This window comes from Streptomyces sp. BRA346 (genome assembly GCF_052851135.1).
Map to the genome: position 1 here is coordinate 37,378 of NZ_JAIWIH010000028.1, position 18,514 is coordinate 55,891.

General features: G+C 68.2%; 23 protein-coding genes. 10 read left to right on the forward strand and 13 right to left on the reverse strand.

Annotated elements, in window-relative coordinates:
* Positions 1-420: 420 nt before the first annotated feature.
* Genes kdsB through LCH29_RS29770 form a run of 9 tightly spaced genes read right to left on the reverse strand, consistent with a single transcriptional unit; the run spans position 421 to position 9,519 of the window.
* A complete protein-coding gene (gene kdsB / locus LCH29_RS29730) occupies positions 421-1,188 on the reverse strand; it encodes a 3-deoxy-manno-octulosonate cytidylyltransferase (protein WP_446464782.1) in 768 nt (255 codons plus the stop codon).
* Positions 1,188-2,168, reverse strand: a complete 981-nt coding sequence (locus LCH29_RS29735; protein ID WP_446464783.1) for an NAD-dependent epimerase/dehydratase family protein — start codon at positions 2,166-2,168, stop codon at positions 1,188-1,190. Before LCH29_RS29735 ends, kdsB begins: the two co-directional genes overlap by 1 nt.
* Entirely contained in the window at positions 2,159-2,932 is a 774-nt protein-coding gene (locus tag LCH29_RS29740; protein WP_446464784.1) for a phosphotransferase, read from the reverse strand. The genes LCH29_RS29735 and LCH29_RS29740 overlap by 10 nt, the downstream gene beginning before the upstream one ends.
* Positions 2,933-2,975: 43 nt before the next feature.
* Positions 2,976-3,485: a topology modulation protein gene (locus LCH29_RS29745; RefSeq protein ID WP_446464785.1), complete on the reverse strand. Its 510-nt coding sequence runs from the start codon at positions 3,483-3,485 to the stop codon at positions 2,976-2,978.
* 30 nt (positions 3,486-3,515) lie between these two features.
* Complete coding sequence (locus LCH29_RS29750; RefSeq protein ID WP_446464786.1) at positions 3,516-4,562, reverse strand: glycosyltransferase family protein; 1,047 nt, start codon at positions 4,560-4,562, stop codon at positions 3,516-3,518.
* On the reverse strand, positions 4,547-6,256 hold the full coding sequence (locus tag LCH29_RS29755; RefSeq protein ID WP_446464787.1) for a carbamoyltransferase family protein: 1,710 nt from the start codon (positions 6,254-6,256) through the stop codon (positions 4,547-4,549). The genes LCH29_RS29750 and LCH29_RS29755 overlap by 16 nt, the downstream gene beginning before the upstream one ends.
* A complete protein-coding gene (locus LCH29_RS29760; protein ID WP_446464788.1) occupies positions 6,253-7,221 on the reverse strand; it encodes a thymidylate synthase in 969 nt (322 codons plus the stop codon). Before LCH29_RS29760 ends, LCH29_RS29755 begins: the two co-directional genes overlap by 4 nt.
* A 28-nt stretch (positions 7,222-7,249) precedes the next feature.
* Positions 7,250-8,851 (reverse strand): hypothetical protein, encoded by a 1,602-nt coding sequence (locus tag LCH29_RS29765; protein ID WP_446464789.1) that lies wholly within the window; start codon positions 8,849-8,851, stop codon positions 7,250-7,252.
* Positions 8,848-9,519, reverse strand: coding sequence for an HAD family hydrolase (locus LCH29_RS29770; protein ID WP_446464790.1), 672 nt, complete (start codon positions 9,517-9,519; stop codon positions 8,848-8,850). The genes LCH29_RS29765 and LCH29_RS29770 overlap by 4 nt, the downstream gene beginning before the upstream one ends.
* A gap of 380 nt (positions 9,520-9,899) precedes the next feature.
* On the opposite strand from LCH29_RS29770, the gene LCH29_RS29775 reads away from it, so the two are divergent.
* On the forward strand, positions 9,900-10,325 hold the full coding sequence (locus LCH29_RS29775; protein WP_446464791.1) for an ATP-binding protein: 426 nt from the start codon (positions 9,900-9,902) through the stop codon (positions 10,323-10,325).
* Here the strand turns inward: LCH29_RS29775 and LCH29_RS29780 are convergent.
* Together LCH29_RS29780 and LCH29_RS29785 are read right to left on the reverse strand one after the other, a co-directional pair.
* On the reverse strand, positions 10,285-11,022 hold the full coding sequence (locus LCH29_RS29780) for a 2'-5' RNA ligase family protein (RefSeq protein ID WP_446464792.1): 738 nt from the start codon (positions 11,020-11,022) through the stop codon (positions 10,285-10,287). The two genes, LCH29_RS29775 and LCH29_RS29780, sit on opposite strands and share 41 nt — an antisense overlap.
* A gap of 19 nt (positions 11,023-11,041) precedes the next feature.
* Positions 11,042-12,391, reverse strand: coding sequence for a hypothetical protein (locus LCH29_RS29785; RefSeq protein WP_446464793.1), 1,350 nt, complete (start codon positions 12,389-12,391; stop codon positions 11,042-11,044).
* 213 nt (positions 12,392-12,604) lie between these two features.
* On the opposite strand from LCH29_RS29785, the gene LCH29_RS29790 reads away from it, so the two are divergent.
* Together LCH29_RS29790 and LCH29_RS29795 are read left to right on the forward strand one after the other, a co-directional pair.
* Positions 12,605-13,486 (forward strand): helix-turn-helix domain-containing protein, encoded by an 882-nt coding sequence (locus LCH29_RS29790; RefSeq protein ID WP_446464794.1) that lies wholly within the window; start codon positions 12,605-12,607, stop codon positions 13,484-13,486.
* Positions 13,483-13,719: a DUF397 domain-containing protein gene (locus LCH29_RS29795; protein WP_446464795.1), complete on the forward strand. Its 237-nt coding sequence runs from the start codon at positions 13,483-13,485 to the stop codon at positions 13,717-13,719. The genes LCH29_RS29790 and LCH29_RS29795 overlap by 4 nt, the downstream gene beginning before the upstream one ends.
* Positions 13,720-13,733: 14 nt before the next feature.
* Here LCH29_RS29795 and LCH29_RS29800 read toward each other — a convergent pair whose 3' ends face one another.
* Positions 13,734-14,048, reverse strand: coding sequence for a nucleoside triphosphate pyrophosphohydrolase (locus LCH29_RS29800; protein ID WP_446464796.1), 315 nt, complete (start codon positions 14,046-14,048; stop codon positions 13,734-13,736).
* Entirely contained in the window at positions 14,045-15,259 is a 1,215-nt protein-coding gene (locus LCH29_RS29805; RefSeq protein ID WP_446464797.1) for an HNH endonuclease, read from the reverse strand. The genes LCH29_RS29800 and LCH29_RS29805 overlap by 4 nt, the downstream gene beginning before the upstream one ends.
* A 90-nt stretch (positions 15,260-15,349) precedes the next feature.
* Here LCH29_RS29805 and LCH29_RS29810 point away from each other — a divergent pair, with 90 nt between their 5' ends.
* The 7 genes from LCH29_RS29810 to LCH29_RS29840 all read left to right on the forward strand — a co-directional run bounded on the left by LCH29_RS29810 (position 15,350) and on the right by LCH29_RS29840 (position 18,506).
* Positions 15,350-15,712, forward strand: coding sequence for a hypothetical protein (locus LCH29_RS29810; RefSeq protein ID WP_446464798.1), 363 nt, complete (start codon positions 15,350-15,352; stop codon positions 15,710-15,712).
* Entirely contained in the window at positions 15,702-16,118 is a 417-nt protein-coding gene (locus tag LCH29_RS29815; RefSeq protein WP_446464799.1) for a DUF6093 family protein, read from the forward strand. The genes LCH29_RS29810 and LCH29_RS29815 overlap by 11 nt, the downstream gene beginning before the upstream one ends.
* Entirely contained in the window at positions 16,118-16,546 is a 429-nt protein-coding gene (locus LCH29_RS29820) for an HK97 gp10 family phage protein (protein ID WP_446464800.1), read from the forward strand. The genes LCH29_RS29815 and LCH29_RS29820 overlap by 1 nt, the downstream gene beginning before the upstream one ends.
* The gene (locus LCH29_RS29825) at positions 16,543-16,986 is read left to right on the forward strand and encodes a hypothetical protein (protein WP_446464801.1); all 444 of its coding nucleotides are present in this window, start codon (positions 16,543-16,545) and stop codon (positions 16,984-16,986) included. The genes LCH29_RS29820 and LCH29_RS29825 overlap by 4 nt, the downstream gene beginning before the upstream one ends.
* A 76-nt stretch (positions 16,987-17,062) precedes the next feature.
* Positions 17,063-17,578, forward strand: a complete 516-nt coding sequence (locus LCH29_RS29830) for a phage tail tube protein (protein WP_446464802.1) — start codon at positions 17,063-17,065, stop codon at positions 17,576-17,578.
* On the forward strand, positions 17,578-18,123 hold the full coding sequence (locus LCH29_RS29835; RefSeq protein ID WP_446464803.1) for a hypothetical protein: 546 nt from the start codon (positions 17,578-17,580) through the stop codon (positions 18,121-18,123). Before LCH29_RS29830 ends, LCH29_RS29835 begins: the two co-directional genes overlap by 1 nt.
* A 209-nt stretch (positions 18,124-18,332) precedes the next feature.
* Entirely contained in the window at positions 18,333-18,506 is a 174-nt protein-coding gene (locus LCH29_RS29840) for a hypothetical protein (protein WP_446464804.1), read from the forward strand.
* Positions 18,507-18,514: the final 8 nt, after the last annotated feature.

Genomic DNA, 18,514 nt, shown 5'->3' on the forward strand with positions numbered 1-18,514 from the left:
GCGATTCGGAAGGGAACGCGAGGGGATAGGGGCTGTGAAAGAAGAACGCTGCGATCACTGTGAGCTCATCATCGGCCAGGGATGCGGCTGCGCGTCCAATGGCTCGGGGGCGGCGGCTCGGACCACCGTCGCTGCTGTACGGCAGGAGTGGCAGAGCTTTCCGGCCGACGCGATCCTGATCTCTCCCGCGCAGTGTGCGCACCTCCCGGGGTGCGGGCACCTGACGGAGTCACTGGTCAGAGCTCCGCGCTGGGGATGGATTCCTGACCCTCCACCTGGGCTCTGGGGGCGGCTGAGTGCCGGTTACCCAGCGATCGCAACAGCGGGAAACACCGACCGACGAGCCGTACGCCGGTGTGAGAGCTGCGAGGCGGACCTGTCAGCCACCTGAGTGCTGGACCCCTCCGTCTTCTCGCCGGATCACCTGGGCGGTCGCACTGCCGGGAGATCCGGCGTACCTGTGCGAGCAGCGACGAGTGACGCGGCGCGCTCCAGATCCGCGGGGGTGTCAACCGCGATGCCTTCGTCCTTCACCCGCACCATGGCCACCGAGTGGGAGTGCTCCAGGAAGCGGAGCATCTCGATGCCCTCGGTCTGTTCGAGGGGGCCGGGGCGGAGGGCAGTGAAAGTGCGCAGCGATTCGGCCGTGAAGGCGTAGAGGCCGAGCTGACGTAAGTAAGCCGGGTGAACGCCCTTCGGGTAGGGGATGGGCTGGCGGGAGAAGGAGAGCGCTGTGCCGTCGCGGCGGAGGGTCACCTTGACGGCGTTGTGGTCGACCACGGCGGCTGGCTGCTCGATTTCCGTGTAGGCGTTCGCCACGGCAGGCAGCGGAGCCGCGGATGTCAGGAGGGTCGTAGCGACGGCGTCGATTGCGGTGGGTGAGACGAAGGGCTCGTCGCCTTGGACGTTGACGATGATGTCGGCGTCGAGACGCTCGGCGCATTCGGCCACGCGATCTGTTCCGGTGGGATGTTCGCCGGTCATGCGGTGGGGGATGTCGAGCTGAGCGCAGGCGACGGCTATCCGTTCGTCGTCAGTGGCGATGACGGCCTCGTCGATGCGCTGGGCCTGTTGGCATCGCTGGTGGACGTGCCACATCAGCGGCATACCGCCCAACGGGGCGAGGGGCTTGCCGGGAAACCGGGTTGAGCCCCAGCGGCAGGGAATCACGGCGACAACGCGAGGCATCAGCCTGCCTCCTGAAGGCGGCGGAGCTGCCGTTCCATGCCCTCGGCCAGGGAGACTTCCGGCTTCCAGCCGAGAAGTTCCTGGGCCTGTGTGATGTCCGCCAGGGTGGCCGGGACGTCACCGGCGCGGGCTCGAGACGGGATGACAGGGACGGAACGGCCCGTGAGTCGGCGGGCGATGTCGAGCACGTCCGAGAGGGAAGTGCTGGATCCGGCACCGACATTGATCACAGTGTTGGCGGCGGGCGTGAGGGACGCCGCGATGGTGGCCCGCACGACGTCGCCCACGTAGGTGAAGTCCCGCTGTTGGAGGCCGTCGCCGAAGACTTGGAGGGGCGTCTGGTTGAGGGCGGCGGTGAGAACGCGATGGATCAGCATGTCCGGTCGTTGGCACGGGCCGTACACGGTGAAGTAGCGGAGGGCCATGACGCTGGTTGCCGCGTTGGGGCGGTTCGCGTGTGCCAGACACAGCTGCTCGGCGGCGAGCTTGGTAACGGCGTAGGGCGAGAGCGGGCCGGGACGGTCGGTCTCCTTGCTGGAAGAGCCGTCGGTGGCGCCGTACACGCTGGAGGAGGAAGCGAGCACCACCCGTCTGACGCGAAGGCGCAACGCCGCGTCCATGATCCGCTGCACGGTCTGGATGTTCGCGGCCACGTAGGCGTCGAATGTGGGTCCCCAGGAGGGGCGGACGCCGGGAAGAGCGGCGAGATGGAAGACGGCGTCGGCGTCGAGCAGAACCGGTTCCAGGGGGCAATTCATCAGGTCCGCGGTGAGCGGGATGAAGTTCGGGAAGGAGGTGAGCTCGTCGAGGTTCGCAGCGGCCAGGGGGTCGTGCTGCTGGCCTCGGCGATCGACGCCGATCACGGTGGTACCCGCTTCCAGGAGCGCACGGCTGAGGTGGGAGCCGATGAAGCCGGCCGCGCCTGTGACGACGACGCGGCGGAGATGCCGAGAGGTGTCGGCGGATTGGGTCATGTGCATGTGCGCCTCCGGGGCGTCGATATTGGGCGTACGTGCGTCCAGGGCCAGCGGTAACCACCACGCCCGATGTACGGCGCCGTGAGCACGCCGTGGAGGTCGGCGTACTCCAGGAGCTGGGCAAGGGTGGTGTGGCCCAGCTGCGGGTGGTGGGTGGCGGCGGCCTCGTTGTACTTGGTGAGGGCTCGACCGATCCGGTCGGCCGGGAGCGGGCCATGCGTCATGGACAGGGTGACGACAAGCTTGGCCAGGTCGTAGCCGAACGGGGCAAGGGAGAGATCGTCGGTGTCGACGGTGACCGGTTGACCGGATGGGGTGATGAGGATGTTGCGGGGGTTGGTGTCCTTGTAGAAGGCGGCGGGGCGGCCAGCGGCCTGGTGGACGCGGGCGAGGGCGTCTTCCAAGGCTTGGGCTGTTGCGATGTGGCCAGCCCGGTAACGCCGACAGAGGACGGCGGCGCGGACACCGACAAAGCCAGGAAGCACGTGGCCGTCGGACACGTACGCGGTCGCCAGCCGGGCCTTGTGCAGGCTGCTGTGCCATGCCGTGCCGTGGGACTCGCCGAGATGCTCAGCGAGCAGTTCGAGGTCGCGAGGCTCCGCGTACCGCCCGTCTACCCACTCGAACGTCAGCTCCTTCGACCGGACGCTGGTGATCGCGGGTAAGACCATCGGCCCGGCATGACGGACGAGCCATTCATGGTTGCGCTGGGCCGCCATACGTCCGGTAGCGGTGACGTACGGCTTGGTGAATGCCCGCCCGGTCACGAGCGGTGGTCCGGACGTACGGCAGGGAGGTGCGAAACGTCGGCTACGTCGCCGCTGTCTCGCGCAGCCAGCGCCGGGTGTGGCGTCGGCTGGTGAGGATGACGACCTGCGCGTGATCGCGAGCGTGCTCGTCGATCTTCTTCAGCACACGGGGGCGCATCTTGCGTCGGTAGGAGAGGACGTACCGGATCACGCCCATGTGGATGCGGTTGTAGATCCCGTTGCCCTTGTTCTGCCCGTGGCCGTGGCGGAGCTGCCGGGAGAGAACACCCCACAGACAGGACAGGGTGGGCATGTCCATGAACACGACAGTGTCGCAGGCTTCGAGACGGATCTGGAGGGTCGAGTTGTAGTTGCCGTCGATCACCCAGCTCGGGACGGCAACGAGCTCTCGCTGCAGCTCCGCGAACTTTTCCTTCGGCAGCTGGTTCCACTCGTCGTCGTAGTAGACCGCGTCCAGATGCGTCACCGGAGCATCCAGCCGACGGCCGAGTTCCCGGGCGACGTACGATTTGCCGCTGCCTCCGCAGCCGACGATGGCGACCCTCTTCATGGTGCTCCAGGGTAGGGGGAAGGGACGGGCTCATCGGGCAGCTCCGGCACAGACAAGCGTGTCCAGGAGCCCGTTGAGCACCTCGGTCTGCCGACTCAGCCGGAACGGCTCGAGACGGTTCGCGCAGTCCGCGAGCAGTCTGGCATGCGTCGAGCTGCCGGCTTCGGCGCGGAGCCATCGCAGCGTGCGGATGACGTCCGTACCGTCCCGCACGAGGAGAGAATCCGGGACGAGGCATTCGGCGTGGCGTATCTCCGCGGGGCAGAGCGGCAGGCAGCCGGACAGGACGGCCTCGAAGATCCGTTGAGTCATCTGTCCGGCGTGGGCGTAGCGCCGCGGCAGCAGGAGGACGGTGGCCAGGGCGGTCTCATAGAGGGCCATGGCGTCGTGGAATCCCCGGCGGCCGAGAAAGGTGACGTGCGGCCACCGCGCGGTGTTCTGCCACTTGCCCACTACGGCGTGCGAGACGTGCTCGGCGGCGGGAGCGAAGTAGCGGTCGAAGGCATCATCCCGGTCGTACTGGTTGCCGACGTAGCCCAGGGTGAGCGGGCGGTCCGTACGTGCCAGGAACTCGGGAGCAGCGCGGTCGAGCCACTGATCCGCCACCGGGAAGAGCAGCGATGCGGCGCCCGGTGAGGGGCTGAGAGCCGCTTCGCAGACGGTGACTCCAGGACGCCGACGCCACGGGGCGTCGGCCGGCAGGCGGCGGTCCTTGTCCCAGATGACGGTGGGGAGGCCCTGGCCATCGGCGTAGTGGTTCAGGAGCTCGGTCTGGCGGTGCAGATCGCACGTGTGGCCCGGGCTGCCGCACTCGGTGGTGTTTCGGCCGGGGATCGGCCAGCGCCACTCCAGGAACAGCACGTCGATCTCGGGGAGCCCGGAGTCGAAGTCGTAGCCGAGCTCATCACCGGCTTCGTGACGGTCGCGGTCGGTCTGGAGGAAGACGAGCTCGTGGCCGCAGGCGATGAGTGCGTCGACGAGAGGTCTGCGGTGGCTGCGGCCGCCGTCAGGAGTGTCGGTGACGCCGGGGCCGAGGAAACCCCAAAAGCTGTAGCCGATCTTCACTTCGTGACCCACCAGTCCTCGAGGAGCAACGCGTCGAGCCCGGACCCCGCGAGGCAGTCCAGGGCCATCTCCGGGGTGCCGCAAATCGGCTTTCCCTTGACGTTGAGGGACGTGTTGATCAGAACGGGCACGCCCGTGCGCCGCGCGAAGGCGTCCAGTACGGCGTGCAGCAGGGGGTTGTCGTCGGGCCTGACGGTCTGCACCCGGGCGGTGCCGTTGGCATGCACGATCGCCGGGATCTGTTCGCGGGCCTTGGTCGTGACCCGCGACGCCATCGACATGAAGGGCGCCGCCTGGCCGAGCGTAAAGTACTCCCCCAGGTGCTGTTCAGGGACGACGGGGGCGAACGGGCGGAACGGCTCGCGGAACTTCACGGTCGCGTTCAGCCGCTCCACCACTCCTTCGCTCAACGGCGACGCCAGGATGGATCGGTTGCCGAGCGCACGCGGGCCTGCTTCCACCCGCCCTTGGAAGAGGCCGATGATCTGGCCTTGGGCGAGCTGATCGGCCAGGAAATCCGCGCGGTCCGTTGTGAGCTGAACCGCCCGAAGGCCGGGCCAACGAGCCCAGTCGACGGCCGGGGACGGCCACGAGGGGCCCAGGTAGCACGCGCCCTCGATGTCCGTGAGCCGCTGCGGAGCCGTGGCCACGTGGACCGCGGCCGCCGCCCCGATCGCCGTGCCCGAGTCACCTGGCGAGGGCGGCACAAAGACCTCCTCGAAGATGCCCTCCTCGACGATCCGGCCGATGCCGACGCAGTTGGCCGCCACGCCGCCGCCCACGCAAATCCGGTTCGAGCCCGTCCGCTGCCGTGCCGCACGAGCGAGATGGAGAAGCACCGTCTCCGTGCGCTCCTGGAGCGCGGCGGCGAGATCCCGGTGCACCTGCTCCACCGGCTCGTCCGGCGCGCGCGGCGGGCAGGTGGCCGCGACAAACCGCGGGGTGACGCGAGCCGCGCCGCGACGAAGCGTCCTCGGCGGGAACAGTTCAGGATCGACGACGAAACCGCTGGCTGTCGTGCGTACGGCCTGAGTGAACAGGGGACGGAACCGTGCCGGGTCGCCGAGAGCTGCCAGCGCCATCACGGTCCCTTCCTCGTCACCGCGCCGCCAGCCGAGGTGCATGGTGACAGCGCCGTACGCGTAGCCCAGGGACGCCGGGTCGTCGATCGCGTGGAGCGTGCGCAGTGCGGGGCGTCCAGGCTCCGGCTGTCGGCCGTAGGCGATCGTGGTCGTCTGGGTCTCGCCGAGGCTGTCCACGACCAGGACGGCGGCCTCCTCGAAACCGGAGGCGGCGAAGGCGTACGTCTGGTGAGCCCTGTGGTGGAGCAGCGCCCGCACTCGGGCGCGCGGGAACTTCCCGGCGAGGGTCTGCTGGCGTGCCATCGTGCGCAGCGCGACCGTAGTGAATCCCAGGGCGCGGGGGAGCGCCCTGCCCCGTGTCTCGGCCGAGAGCAGCAGCGCCGAGGCTCGCGGCACCGCTCGCAGGTAGCGCCCGGCGGAGAAGTTGTAGGCGACGGCGTCGATGTCCTTCGGTCGGAGCCCCGATTCCTTCAGGAGCCAGGCGACGGCGCGCTCGGGATACGCCTTGGTGTGCTTCACCTGGGAGAGCCGTTCCTCCTCGACGAACCCGACGAGACGGCCGTCGATGATCAGCGCGGCCGCCGAGTCGTGGGTGTAGGAGCACAGGCCGAGCACCGCCGTCATCGGACCGCCCCGACCGTGGCGGGGCGCAATGCCCTGCGCGCACGAAGGTGGGCGTACCAATCGACCAGGGCGGTCCCCAGCGGTCCCGTTACCTCCCGGGCGAGGTCCTCCGCGCGTTCCAGCTCGCCGCCCTTCCACAGCCGGTAGCTGTGCATCGTCGCCGCCATCTGGTGCCACCCCGTGTGCGCAGGCGGCATGTCGCTGCGCCGGACCTGGCCGAGCAACTCGTCGAAGCCCTCCCACGGGGTGGTGAGTTCCGTCATCTCGTCGACCGGTCCGGTGCCGGCGAGCGGCAGGTCGACGGCAGCCGGTACGTCGCGTTCGTAGATGTGCAGCGAGTCGACGTGGTGGTGGTATGTGCCGAGGTCGGCTCCCACCCATCCCGCGACCAGTTCCTGCAGCACGGTGGTGAAGAAGAGGTCGTACGGGAAACCGACCCACACATCCTGGCTGCGCATGGTGGTCGACATGTGCAGTCGGCCGTTCCTCAGCTGGAAGCGGAAGCCGAGGGTGCAGGGGACGTCCCGGTGGCCAGCGGCGTCACGGGCCGGGTCGTACAGCTGGATCACCGCACGCCGGGAATCGGGGTCCTGCCGGAGGGTGTTGATCACCTGGGCCAGTTGGTCGAGGCAGCCGCCCCAGCGGCGCATCCTCGGCCCGTACGCACCGCGCAGAACGCCGTCGTCGGCGTACTGGCGCAACTGGCCGTTGTAGTCGAAGATCCAGGGGGCGTCCGTGCCGAGGAGATGCCAGACCGTCTCGGCCACGGCGAACGCGGGGTTGAGGATCCGCGCCGACGGCAGGTGCAGCAGCCGGGCGCGGGGACGGGACAGTACCAGGTGCACCCCCAGGAGCTCCCGGGTCGGCATGCCGCGCGGACTGACCGGACGTCCACGGTCGGCGGTCTCGCGCACGGCTTCCGCGAAGAGCGCCGCGGCGCTGTCGCCTTCGAACGAGATGGTCATCGGTGGTCCATTCCATGAGGTGAATGCATCACGAAGCGGTGTGCTCCGCGATGGCCTTGAGAACGATGTCGGCGACGGCGCCGGCGCTGCGTCCGTCCCAGCGGCAGATCGAGTCCTTGGCCGCATCGGGGACCCGCACCGCGTGCGGTGTCCGGTCGACACGGGCAAGGGCGATGGCGATGTCCACAGCCGTGCCACAGCGCTGGGCAGCTCTGTGCTCGGCGAGTTCGAGCGTGCGGGTGGCGGGCAGGGCCAGTTCCAGCACGGGTACGTCGAGCAGTAGCGCCTCGATCCCGCAGGTGGAGGACGCGCTGATGAGAGCGTCTGCCCCGGCCAGACAGCCCCGGGCGCCCACCTCCGTGGTGGCAAGGGCGACATCAACGCCTTTGGCCGAGTCGAGAAGCGCGGTGAAAGCGGCCAGGCTCTGGGCGGGGTGGGGAGCGATCACCAGCCCCCAGCGATGGTTCGTACTCCGCAGCCCTTCCACCAGTACGTCGAACTGCCCGACCAGCCGATGTTCGCTCAGGGGCTGGCAGGCCCAGACCGCGATCCTCGGTGGCTCAGCGTTCGCCTGGTCCGCGAGCAGGCCGCGCAGGTATTCCCGTTGCTGGACGCGGTCGCTGGTGGCGAGGGCGTCGAAGCGAGGCTGACCAACGATGTGCGTGCGCGCATCGGCGCGGCGTGTCCAGGTGTGCGCGGTGAGCACGTCGCGGGCGCCCATGACGGCGATGTGGCGGCAGTGCTGCGCTCGCCATCCGACCTGCGAGTCGATCCAGGCGCCATGCTGGACGTAGACGGTCTCCGCGCCCGCGCGCTCTGCCGCTGCGACGGCGAGGACACCGAGCGGGCTGGTGTCGTTGCCGCACAGCAGAGCGCCGGGACGCAGCTGTGCGAGCACACCGTCGAGCCACCGCTCGGCATTCAGCGCGGTCGCCCATGACGGCTGGGTGCAACCAGCACTGCGCACGAGTACGCAGGAGACGAGCCGCGCCAGACGGCCGAGCAAGACCTTGTGCGGGCCGACAGTCGCGGTCGGACCGTCCGGCAGGCCGCTCCGCTGCCGGATCGGTGGCGCTCCTACGGACGCGAACGCCGAGACGGGAAACCGCAGCACGGTGATGTCCGGCGTCTGTGGCTCGGGGAATCGCTGCTCCGGTTCGGTGGCCGCATCCACGACCACAGACCGAACGCCTTGGTCGGCCAGCTCGATGAGCACCGGCAACAACGTCGTGGCGTGGCGAGACGACCACGAGATCACGCAAACAGGAGCGCTCGACAAGCCCGCGGGGAGTTCTGCTGCCTCCGGATGAGAGGCGCCAGAGCTGTCCTCGGGCTTTTCGACGTGGTGCCCCAGCGCATAAGAGACGCCGGCTTCGGTCACGTCGTACGAGACGTAGCCGATCGCGGCGCTGTCGTGGGCGACGACGAGGGGCTGCCGCGTGTCCATCGGCGATACGCGCTGTTCGGCCGTCAGCAGACGCCTGACGAAACGCCGAACCAGTCGGCGAACCGGAACATAGTGCACCCGAAGCCAGCTGACTCCGCCGGGGGTGACAGCAGCACTCCCGTACGCGTCCGTCAGAGCGAGCATCAGTGCGTCGATCTCGCGGTCCGGCGTGTCCGTACTCATGCCGAGCCCTTCGCGAGGCCGGTGCGGGCGAGGTCCACGAGCTCGGCCGGTTCCCGGAGGATGAGCGGGGTCGGCGCCTCGGGATCGGGCGATCCGTATCCCCAACCGACGTGCGCGTAGCGCATTCCGGCTCGCCGTGCGGCCTCCTGGTCGACGGCCATGTCGCCCACGTAGAGGGCGTGCGCGGGGTCGGTCCCGGCGTCGACGAGAGCCAGCAGCAACGTGTCGGGCGCCGGTTTGCCGCGTCCCTTGCCCGGTGTGCGCACGATGGAGAACGGCGCGTCCAGGCGGTCCACCATGGGCACAGCGCGGGCAAACGACTTGGACGTCACCACGCCCAGTCGGCAGCCCATCGCCGCGATCTCCCGCAGAGCCGCCCCGACACCGGCGAACGGCTGCGCGAGATGGGAGAAGCGGGTGGCCGCGGTTCCGTACACCTCCGCGAGTCCCGCGATCCGGTCCAGCCCGAGCAGCAGCAAAATGTCCGCGAACGGCCTGCCGAGGTGCTCGGCGTACGACTCGAACGGAAGCTCGACCCCCAGCTCATCCCGTACGGTCCCCCAGGCGGACCGCATGACCGGCAGGGAATCCATCAGAACGCCGTCCAAGTCGAAGAGCATCAGTTCAGGACCGGGCCCGCTGCCCGTCAGCAGGTGCTTGTCGGTCACGAAGACCTCCTGTGATGAACCGGCATGGGCCCCGCACCGGCCATAGGGGAGCCGTTGGGAGCCGTGCATCTAGACCGGCCGGCGCGGGGCAGGCCGGTTCTCGCCGCGGACGGGATGTGTGTGGCGGAACCGGCCCATGAAGACCATCGCGGCGCGCGCGATGCGGGGGTACGCCGTTGCTCCGCCGTTCGTCCGCCGTTGCCAGGAGGGTGGATGGCGGAGAAACGGCGTACCTATGGCATAGCGAGGCGCCTCATGTGTCCCGACGCTGGTCAAGCCCTACCGGCTGCTACCGGGAACGAGGCACGAGAGTGTTCCGACCACACGCTGGCAATGTCACGGCACATGAGTTCGCGGATGGGCGCGTCCAGCACCGCTGGGTGAGGCTTCATGACGTCGATGAGCCGCTGTTGCTGGTCCGAGAGCAGATACGCGAAGCCTTGACTGGCCGAGCGCCCGCCTCTCGCCTGGATGACGCACTGCTTGTCGCCGTCGAGCTGGTCACCAACGCGATGCGGCATACCGGAAGCGGGCCTTTCGGTATGGACCTGGACGTTTATGAGAGCACAGCGGTGCTCTGGGTCCACGATGGCGGCAAGGACATCACCGCCGTCCGGCCCCGCGAGCCAGCGGCTCCTTCTACCGAACTCGCGGAAGGTGGCCGAGGTCTCCATCTCGTCGACGCGCTCGTCAGGAGGTGGTTCGTCTGGCCGACCGAGGGGGGTAAGGCCGTCGTCGCCGAGCTCGACCTGATCGCCGAGGGCGCTACTGCCTCCCCCGCCCTTCTACGGGATTCCAAGCTGTGAGCGGGAGGTTCTCCAGAACGTCCCACCGGTACGTAGCGCCTTCGCGGCGCAGCTCCACAAGCTGAACCTCGGTGACCCCGATGTCGACAGCAGGCAGAGTGCGCAACGACGCGACGATGTCGACGACCGGCCCGGCGGAACGCCGCCGGTTGTTGTACGCAAGGCTGAGGTGGGGCCGGAAGACCGCCGTCGGCTTCCTGGGGGCGAGCCCTTCGGTGCGCCCGGCCTTCGCGAGTGCCGCGTGGAGTTGCACCAGTGGGGTCCACGGGCCGACGGAGAACCGCACGGCACCTTGGGAACCAGCCAGCGGCATGACCCGCAGGGTGAAAGCGTCCGGCAACTCTCGCGCCGCGGCCCGGGTGAGCGCCTCCAGCCGCTCATGCGGCACGGCGTCCCGTGTTCCGATACGCGCAAGGGTGATGTGCAGCCCGTCCGTGGGAACCATGTCGAGGCCGAGGGGGTCCAGCTCCTTCTGGCACCGCAGGGCGAGGTCGGCCAGCACCGGCGTGTCGGGGAAGGTCAGCATCCAGTAGTACGCCCTGCTGCCGTCGGCCCAGCCGGGCCTCGACCAGTGGTCGGTCATCTCCTCCAACGCGCTGAAGGCCGTCCAATCGTGAGCCGCGATGCCCGCCAGGTCGTCCAGTTCCGCCGGAGGATCGGCGGGAAACGCGGCGGGGTCGGTGCTGAGCTGGGGCACGCGGCGTACTCCTTCGGCATCACACTGCCCTGGAGTGCGACATGGCCAGGGCCGCTGGCTGCGAACTCCACGTCCGGAGCTCCTCGCCATATTCGCGTACGACCGGCTCGTTCCACCATCGCCCGCCCTGCTCATAGAGGTCACGAGCACGCTGCCACACCGACCTGATCGGCGAGTCACCGCACAGGGTGAGCGCCTCCTTGCCCAGCGACATCGCGCGGTCAAGGTCGGGCGAAGGTTGTTGCAGCAACGCCGCGGAAACGTCGAGCCGCACCAACGAGCGGCTCCACGACGACTCGGAGTGCTCGACGAGGTCGTCGATCTCCTTGGCATCGGTCAGCACCTGCTCGACGTTTCCGAGTGACACATGGGCGGTGACCGCGTTCGCCAGGGTCCTGGCGTATCCGTACGGCTCGAAGGAGATGCAGGAGGTGATGCCGCCCGGCACGTCGTGGAGCTCCGACAGCTCCAACGCCTCCCCGATGGCACGGGCCGCTGTCTGCCGCTGGCCCATCTTCGCGAGCGCCCGAGCCCGACCGTTCGCGAGCAGCCGGATGGATTGGGCGCTGCGCGGCGCGCGGTCCACGGCCGCGGCCGCACACGCATCCGCCTCCGCGTAACGCCCCGCGTAGTAGAGACTGAAGGAGAGCGTGCCGTCGGCCCACAGCTCGGTGTCAAGGTCATCGATTACGCGGCTGAGCTCCCGGGCTTCCGTGCAGTACGCCTCGGCCAGCGCGAAGTCGCTGGTGTTGACGGCCATGTACCCGAGTAATCCGGCGGCTCGTGCCGCAAGGCGGAACAGCTCCTCCCGCACTCGTGGCGGTTGATGGCCGTCGAGCAGTGTGTGAGCGAGTTGCCGTAGGGAGCGTGTCTGGGCGCGAAGGGCTTGGGGACCATCCTGCTCGTAGCGGGCGACAACGCTCTCCAGCGAGGACCCGAGGAACGCGAGGATCTCCTTGTCGGCGTTGCCTGTGGTGAGCTGCCGACATCTCGCGACGATCTCGAGGGGGCTCTCTGCGGCTGCCTGCGTGGTGGTGATCTGCGGCGCCTCGCGATGAGCCTCGTCGTGCTGAAGCCGCAGGCGCGGAGGAGCTTCCGGCGTATCGGGGGCAGCGGCGAACAACTCCGCCGCGGGCTTGCCGAGCAGGTACTCAAGGACCCGGCAGGTGTCCGGCCGAGGCAGGGTCTGCAGCTCTCCGCCGAGCCAGCGGTCGAACTGCCGGGAGGAGACCTGCAGCGAAGCGAGCCGCGGATCCTGTTCCCGTTCGGCCAGTTCGACGGCGGCACGCTCGAACTGGGCCGCGAAACTCGCGTACGTCGTCAGATGACGCCGCTGGAGTAACAGCCGGAACAAAGTCATCCGGGCCATGGAACATCCTCACTGGTACGCCGAGACGGGCCGAGCGGAGGCGAACACGCTGATGGGTATACGCACGCCGCCAGTCGGCTGCGGCGCGTCGGAAGGCACACACGTCGTAACTCCCAGGCAGGATGCCTACTTCCCCTCTCCTCAGGCAAGAAAACTGGGAAACTTTCCCAACTCGGCTTGCCTGAAAGCCGAACGAACGGACAGACTTCCGGCATGGCCTTGAAGCGGAGCCTCGTCCCGCAGTCCGTCTACCGCCGCCAACTCGCCTCCCGGCTCAAGGAACTGCGAGAGGCAAGCGGTCTCACGCTGGCGGAGGTGGCCGAGCGCATCGAGGTCAACCAAGGCTCACTGAGCCGCATCGAGAACGGCGACCGGGGCACCACACCTCTCTTGGTCAAGGCCCTGATGGACTGCTACGGGATCGACGACCCAGCGGTACGCGCCGACGTCCTCGACCTCGTTCGGGCGGACAAGGAGCAACGGAAGCCCTGGTGGCGGAAGTACTCGACCGTGCTCACCCCGACCCAGTACGACGGCTATCTCGCGCTCGAGGCCGGAGCGGTCTCGCTGTCCAGCTACCAGCCGATGCTGGTGCCTGGCCTGCTGCAGACCGAGGACTATGCCCGAGCCGTCATCTCGCGGATGCGGATGGATCTCACGCCCCAGCAGGTCGAGGCACTGGTCAAAGTCCGCATCGAGCGCCAGAGCAGCCGTCTTGACGGCGACCAGCCCGCGAAGCTCTGGGCGATCCTCGACGAGGCCGTGGTACGACGGACGGTCGGTTCCGAATCGGTGATGCGGGACCAGCTCAACAAGCTGCTGACCGCGAGCGAGCAGCCGAACGTCACGGTTCAGCTGCTCCCGTTCTCCCTCGGCGCCCACCCGGGGCTGTACGGTCCCTTCGTGATCCTCACGTTCACCGACCCCACGCCGGATCTGGTGTGGCTGGAGAACCCGAGGAACTCGGTATACCTGGAGACGGCCGACGACGTGGACCACTACAACGAGGTCTACGACCACCTGCGGGCGTGCGCCCTCGGACCGTCGGAGACCCGCACCCGCATCGCACAGATCAGCAAGGAGCTACGTTCGTGAGCAGGCCCCACCCCGCACTGCGCGTCACCGACCTCTCCGGCGCGCGGTGGCGCAAGAGCTCCTACAGCGGGGGCGCGAACGACTGCGTGGAGATCGCCGACCTCACCGACACGGCGTACGCTGCCGTCGCGATCCGCGACAGCAAGGAGCCACACGGGCCGCTTCTCTTCGTTACCCCGAAGTCATTCGGGGTGTTCATTCGGCACGTCAGTCACGGCCACTCCGAAGGGTAACCACTACGCGCTTTCTAGCCGTTGCACGTCCAGACGTAGCGGCAGGTAAAGCCGCCGCGTTGGGCTGCCTTCCGGACTCTGAGCGCTTCCAGATCTCCCTCGGCCAGGCCCAGGTCCGTTGCCAAGGCGTACACGACTTCGAGGACGTCTGCTAGCTCTTCCGGTGCATCAGCCTGGTTCGCATCCAGGAACTCGGTCACCTCCTCGCAAAGCTTGTCTCGCAGCCGCTGCCGGTACTCCTGTGGTTCCGCCACGTACACGACAGGCAGATGGCCGCCATCACGGATGATCTCCGGGATGCGGTCGCGGACCAGTTTGCCGTCGGTCATTCAGCCTCCTCAGCAGCGCGCAGGGCTGTGTGGCGCTCCCTAGCCACTTCGAGCAGGGTCGCGCGAAGCTCTTCACGCTTGCTTCCACGGGTCTTGAGGGCATGGCAGTTGGGACAGAGTGCGACCATCTGACTCGGGTGATCACGCCCACCAAGGGCAAGGTCCATTACGTGATCAACCTCAAGTATCGGCTGGCCGTCGTCGGTAACGTCGGTCGGCTGACCTGTGCAGTTGGGGTTCTCGCAGCGGCCCCGGCTGCGATGCAGAACGGCTCTGCGGGCTGAACCGGAACGTATGGGGTTGTACGAGGTGCGCGTAACACGCCTGCCTCGGTTCTCGTTCTCACGATGGTCGACAATCCGGCACCAACGCTCATACTGTGCGGCAACGTTCAGCGACCGCTTCCACGCATCGTCCTGCTCACCTGCGTCGAGGCCGTCATCAGCCACGTTGTCGTCGTAAAGGCCAGTGTCAGTGAGCAGCGGACCGTACTCGAGACCCTGGAAGAAGGTGCTGAGCAACTTGTCGATCGCGGTGAGGCGAGTGTCTGCTGAATGGCGTACGAGGTTGTACACGGGTTCTGGGAGGCCCCCAGCCGGGTGTTGTTCGGCGAACCAGCGCCGCAGCTTGCTGTCGCCCCTGGCGGTGGGCACCGAGCCGGTGTGTCCGTGTAGTTCCCAGAGACCGGCGTGGTGCAGGGCTGCGATGGGATAGTCGGGCCGCGGCCGCTCTCCCCGCATGCCGTGGCGTTCCAGAAGCGCCTTGATGGCGTCTTCGGCCGCGCTCCAGGACAGCAGTCGGGCTTCACCGCGGCGGGCGCGGCCAAAAGCCCACAGCAACGTGATCGGTTGGTACAAGGCGGGCTGCCCGGATGCGCGGTTCACCCTGAGGTTGGAGATGCGGTCGATCAGGTCTTCGTGGAGAGTAGCCGCTCCACTGTCTTCCACGATGAAGTCGAGCCTCGTGAGGAGTCGGGCGGCGTGCTTCGCTCCCCCGGAGAGCTGTTTCCACGTCAGGGGCCGCTGGCCAGGCAGAAAGCCATGCGCAGCACCGACAATCGCTTTGGAGTCGTAGAGCTTGCCGTCATGGGCCACCAGATAGCGAAGAGCACGCCTGAACCCGTAACGTTGAAGGAAGTGGTCGCGGCCCAGCAGGTCGCACTCGACCATAGCTTGTTCGACTTCCCTACGGGTTATGTCCGTCATCGCCATGACGTGAACAGTAAGCGACAGCTCTGACAGTCGCAGGAGCGCGAACCGAGAACAGTGGGCACCCGCCTGATCCGGGTTTAGGCTCCGCCGATGACGACGCCAATTCGCTTTCAGATGACCTTCGACGGCCACTCGTATGCTGTGGCAATGGATGAGCGTGATGTAACTGCCCACGTCGCAGCCGTCGACATGCACGCTGATCCGCACGATCTGCCACGTGTGGTGCTGCACCTTCGTCCCACGACGACGTGGCCGACTCAGCTGGACACCTTGGCGCGCGTCGAGGTCGGTGTCCCTCCGGAGCCCGGAAACGCGGCAGTCGCGTTTCTCGAAGCGCTGGATCCACTGGAGCTGGAGCGCGCGGCGCTGGCCCGGATGGATCTGGAGAACGTCCCGGGCGGAGGGACCGCGGCGGTGCTGCGGCAGTTGGCGGAGTGGGCTCGTGGGGCTTGATCTGTCGGGCGTACGCCGGGTCGTGGAGAAGATGCTCGGCGACGAGCTTGAGTTGTGGCGTGACGCCGACGGCCACGTAGGTGACGTGCTCGACGAGCAGACAGGTGAGCTCAAGCCCGGCGGGAGGTTGGCGACGCCCGTGTGGAACGGTCCGGGCGCCGTGGTGAAGTCCGGGCAACTGGTGGCCTCGCCGCCCGTGGGCGGCACTACCGCCGTATTGCCTGCGACGACGGGCTACCAGGCTCTGCTCCCGTTGTCTTCACCAAAAGCGCAGTTGGACGACGTCCTGGTCGTGAAGGCATCGGAGCGGGATGCCCAGTTAGCTGGACGACGGTTCCGGGTGGCCGAGACGGAAGTGGGGACGTTCGCCGTGGTCCGAGTCGTGCGGCTGGAGGTGCTCGGCTGATGGCGGTGAATCCACACCCCAATGCCCATCCCGAGGCCGCCACGTTCCGGGACCCGATCGAGCTCGCAGCGGCACTGTCGGGGATGGGGGCAGCTGTCCGCGCTCGTACGCGGGCGATCACCCGGCACCACGCGATGCTGCTGAGGGTCCGGATCCAGAAGAACGCCTCCGGACGGCCTGGGCCGAACGTCATCACCGGGCAGTACCGCGCGTCGTGGGATGTGAAGGTGTCCGTGGCAGGTGGCCAGGTGAGCGCGGTGGTGTTCACGGAGGCTCCGCAATCGCGACGGCTGGAGTACGGCTTCGTCGGCGTCGACCGGCTGGGGCGGCAGTACCGGCAGCCGCCGTACCCGCACATCGAGCCCGCGTTCCGTCAGACCGAGCCAGGATTCCGGGAGGCCCTGCGCACAGGGGTCCTGCCGCGATGAGTCCGCCTCGGCTTCCCCTGACCCGGGCACTCGTCGAAGCACTGACCGTCGACACCGGTCGGCCGTGTGGGCTCGGCGTGCTGCCACGGGGCGCGGCCGGGAAGCCCCCGGGCTTCCCCTACCTGATCCTGGACAGCCTGCCCGGCGAGTTCTCCGGGCCGGCGTTCACCGACTGGCAGGCCGATGCGACGTGGACGTACCAGGTGACCAGCGTCGGCGAGCGAACGGATCAGGTTCAGTGGCTCAGCGACCGAGTCCGCGCGGCACTCTTCGACCGCGCCTCAAGCGGCTGGCGGGTGCAGATCCCTGTCGGTGACGGAATGCGGGTGATCGACCGGGAATTGACCCACGACGCCGCTGGAGATCCGGTTGACGGCTCGCAGGGCACTATCGTTACCTACGTGCAGCGGTTCACGATCACCGTGACGCCCACCGCCTGATCTATGCCATCTCACCGCGGAGCCACGCGGACGCCCGGCCGACGAGCCCGGCGCAGCACCCATCCAGGAGTGCCCCGTGGCTCAGCAGCGCTTCATGCGGCGCGGTATCACCAAGATCCTCTGGCTGAAGAGCATCGCCTCCGCCGACCTGATTCCGACCCGTGCGGAAATCTCGACGCCGAACGCCACCGACCTGACCGAGGCGATCAGTGACGTCGACGGCTGGTCGCTGACGAACGAGGCCATCGAGACGCCGGACATGGCGTCGACGTTCACCCCGTCCATCCCGGGTAACGACAAGGCCGACAACTCCTCGCTCACCTTCTACGAAGACCAGTTCCACGACGACATGGAGATGCTGCTCCCCAAGGGCGCCACCGGCTACGTGGTGTTCCTGCGCAAGGGCGACATCCCCGGCTCGAAGTCGATGGACGCCTTCCCCGTCCAGGTCGCGTCGCGCACCGCGCAGTACAACGCGGGCAACGAGGCCGCGAAGTTCCAGGCCGTCTTCACCATCACCTCGCCGCCGACGCTCGACGCTCCCGTTCCGTCGGCTGCGACCGCCACCGGAACCGGCAAGGGTGCTGCCTGATGGCGGCGGCGAGGCCCCAGGATGCCGCCTGGGAGAAGAAGATGGAGCGGCTGCGCCGCCGTTCCTTGCCGGAGCGCGTTCTGCGGATCTACGACGACGCGGCGTTGCGCGAAACCCACAACGAGGCCAAGCGAGCGGCCGACCGAGCCCGGCTGCTGGCCGAGAGCGACGCGGACAACGGCGTCTTCGCCAAGCGGGCGGCGGAGGCGGCCCAACGGTACGAGGCGGCGGTCGAGGCCCTGCGCGAGGCGTCCGTCTTCCTTACTTTCCGCGCGCTGCCGCGCCCAGTCCTCGAGGAACTCCTCCACACGCATCCACCGACCGACCAGCAGGCAGCCGACGGTGCGGCGTTCAACCCCGACACCTTTCCGGCCGCGCTGATCGCCGCCTCCAGTACGGACGGAATGAGCGAGGCCGAGGCCCGCGAGCTGCTGGATACGTGGTCGGCGCCGGACGCGAACGCCCTGTGGGAGACAGCCTGGGAGGTGCAGCAAGAGGCCCGCGCCGACCGGGCGACCGACCTGGCCGGTCTGGGAAAAGGCTGACGGCCGACCCGCGGCTGCGGACGGAGCTGGAGCTGTGCGAGCGGTACGGCATCCCCCACTCACAGCTCCTTGGCGGGGACGGCCGGTGGAGCGAACTTGACCGGGCCAAGGCCGTGGCCTGGCGGCAGTGGCAGCGTGCTCTCTGCCCTGAGTGCCGCACGCGTGCCGACGAGTGGGATCCGGCGAAGGGCGGCCACCGGCACGCCTATGTGACCGACACCGTGCGCTGCCCGGGATGCGAGCTGATCGCCCAGGAGCGGGACCAGGTGCCTGAGGGCCGGACGGGCTACGGCATCAAGATCACGCTGCTCCCCCGGCAGGTGTACGAGGCGCTGCACCACGAAGACCAGACCAGCGAGCCCGACCCGCCGACGGGGCGGTGAGCCGATCG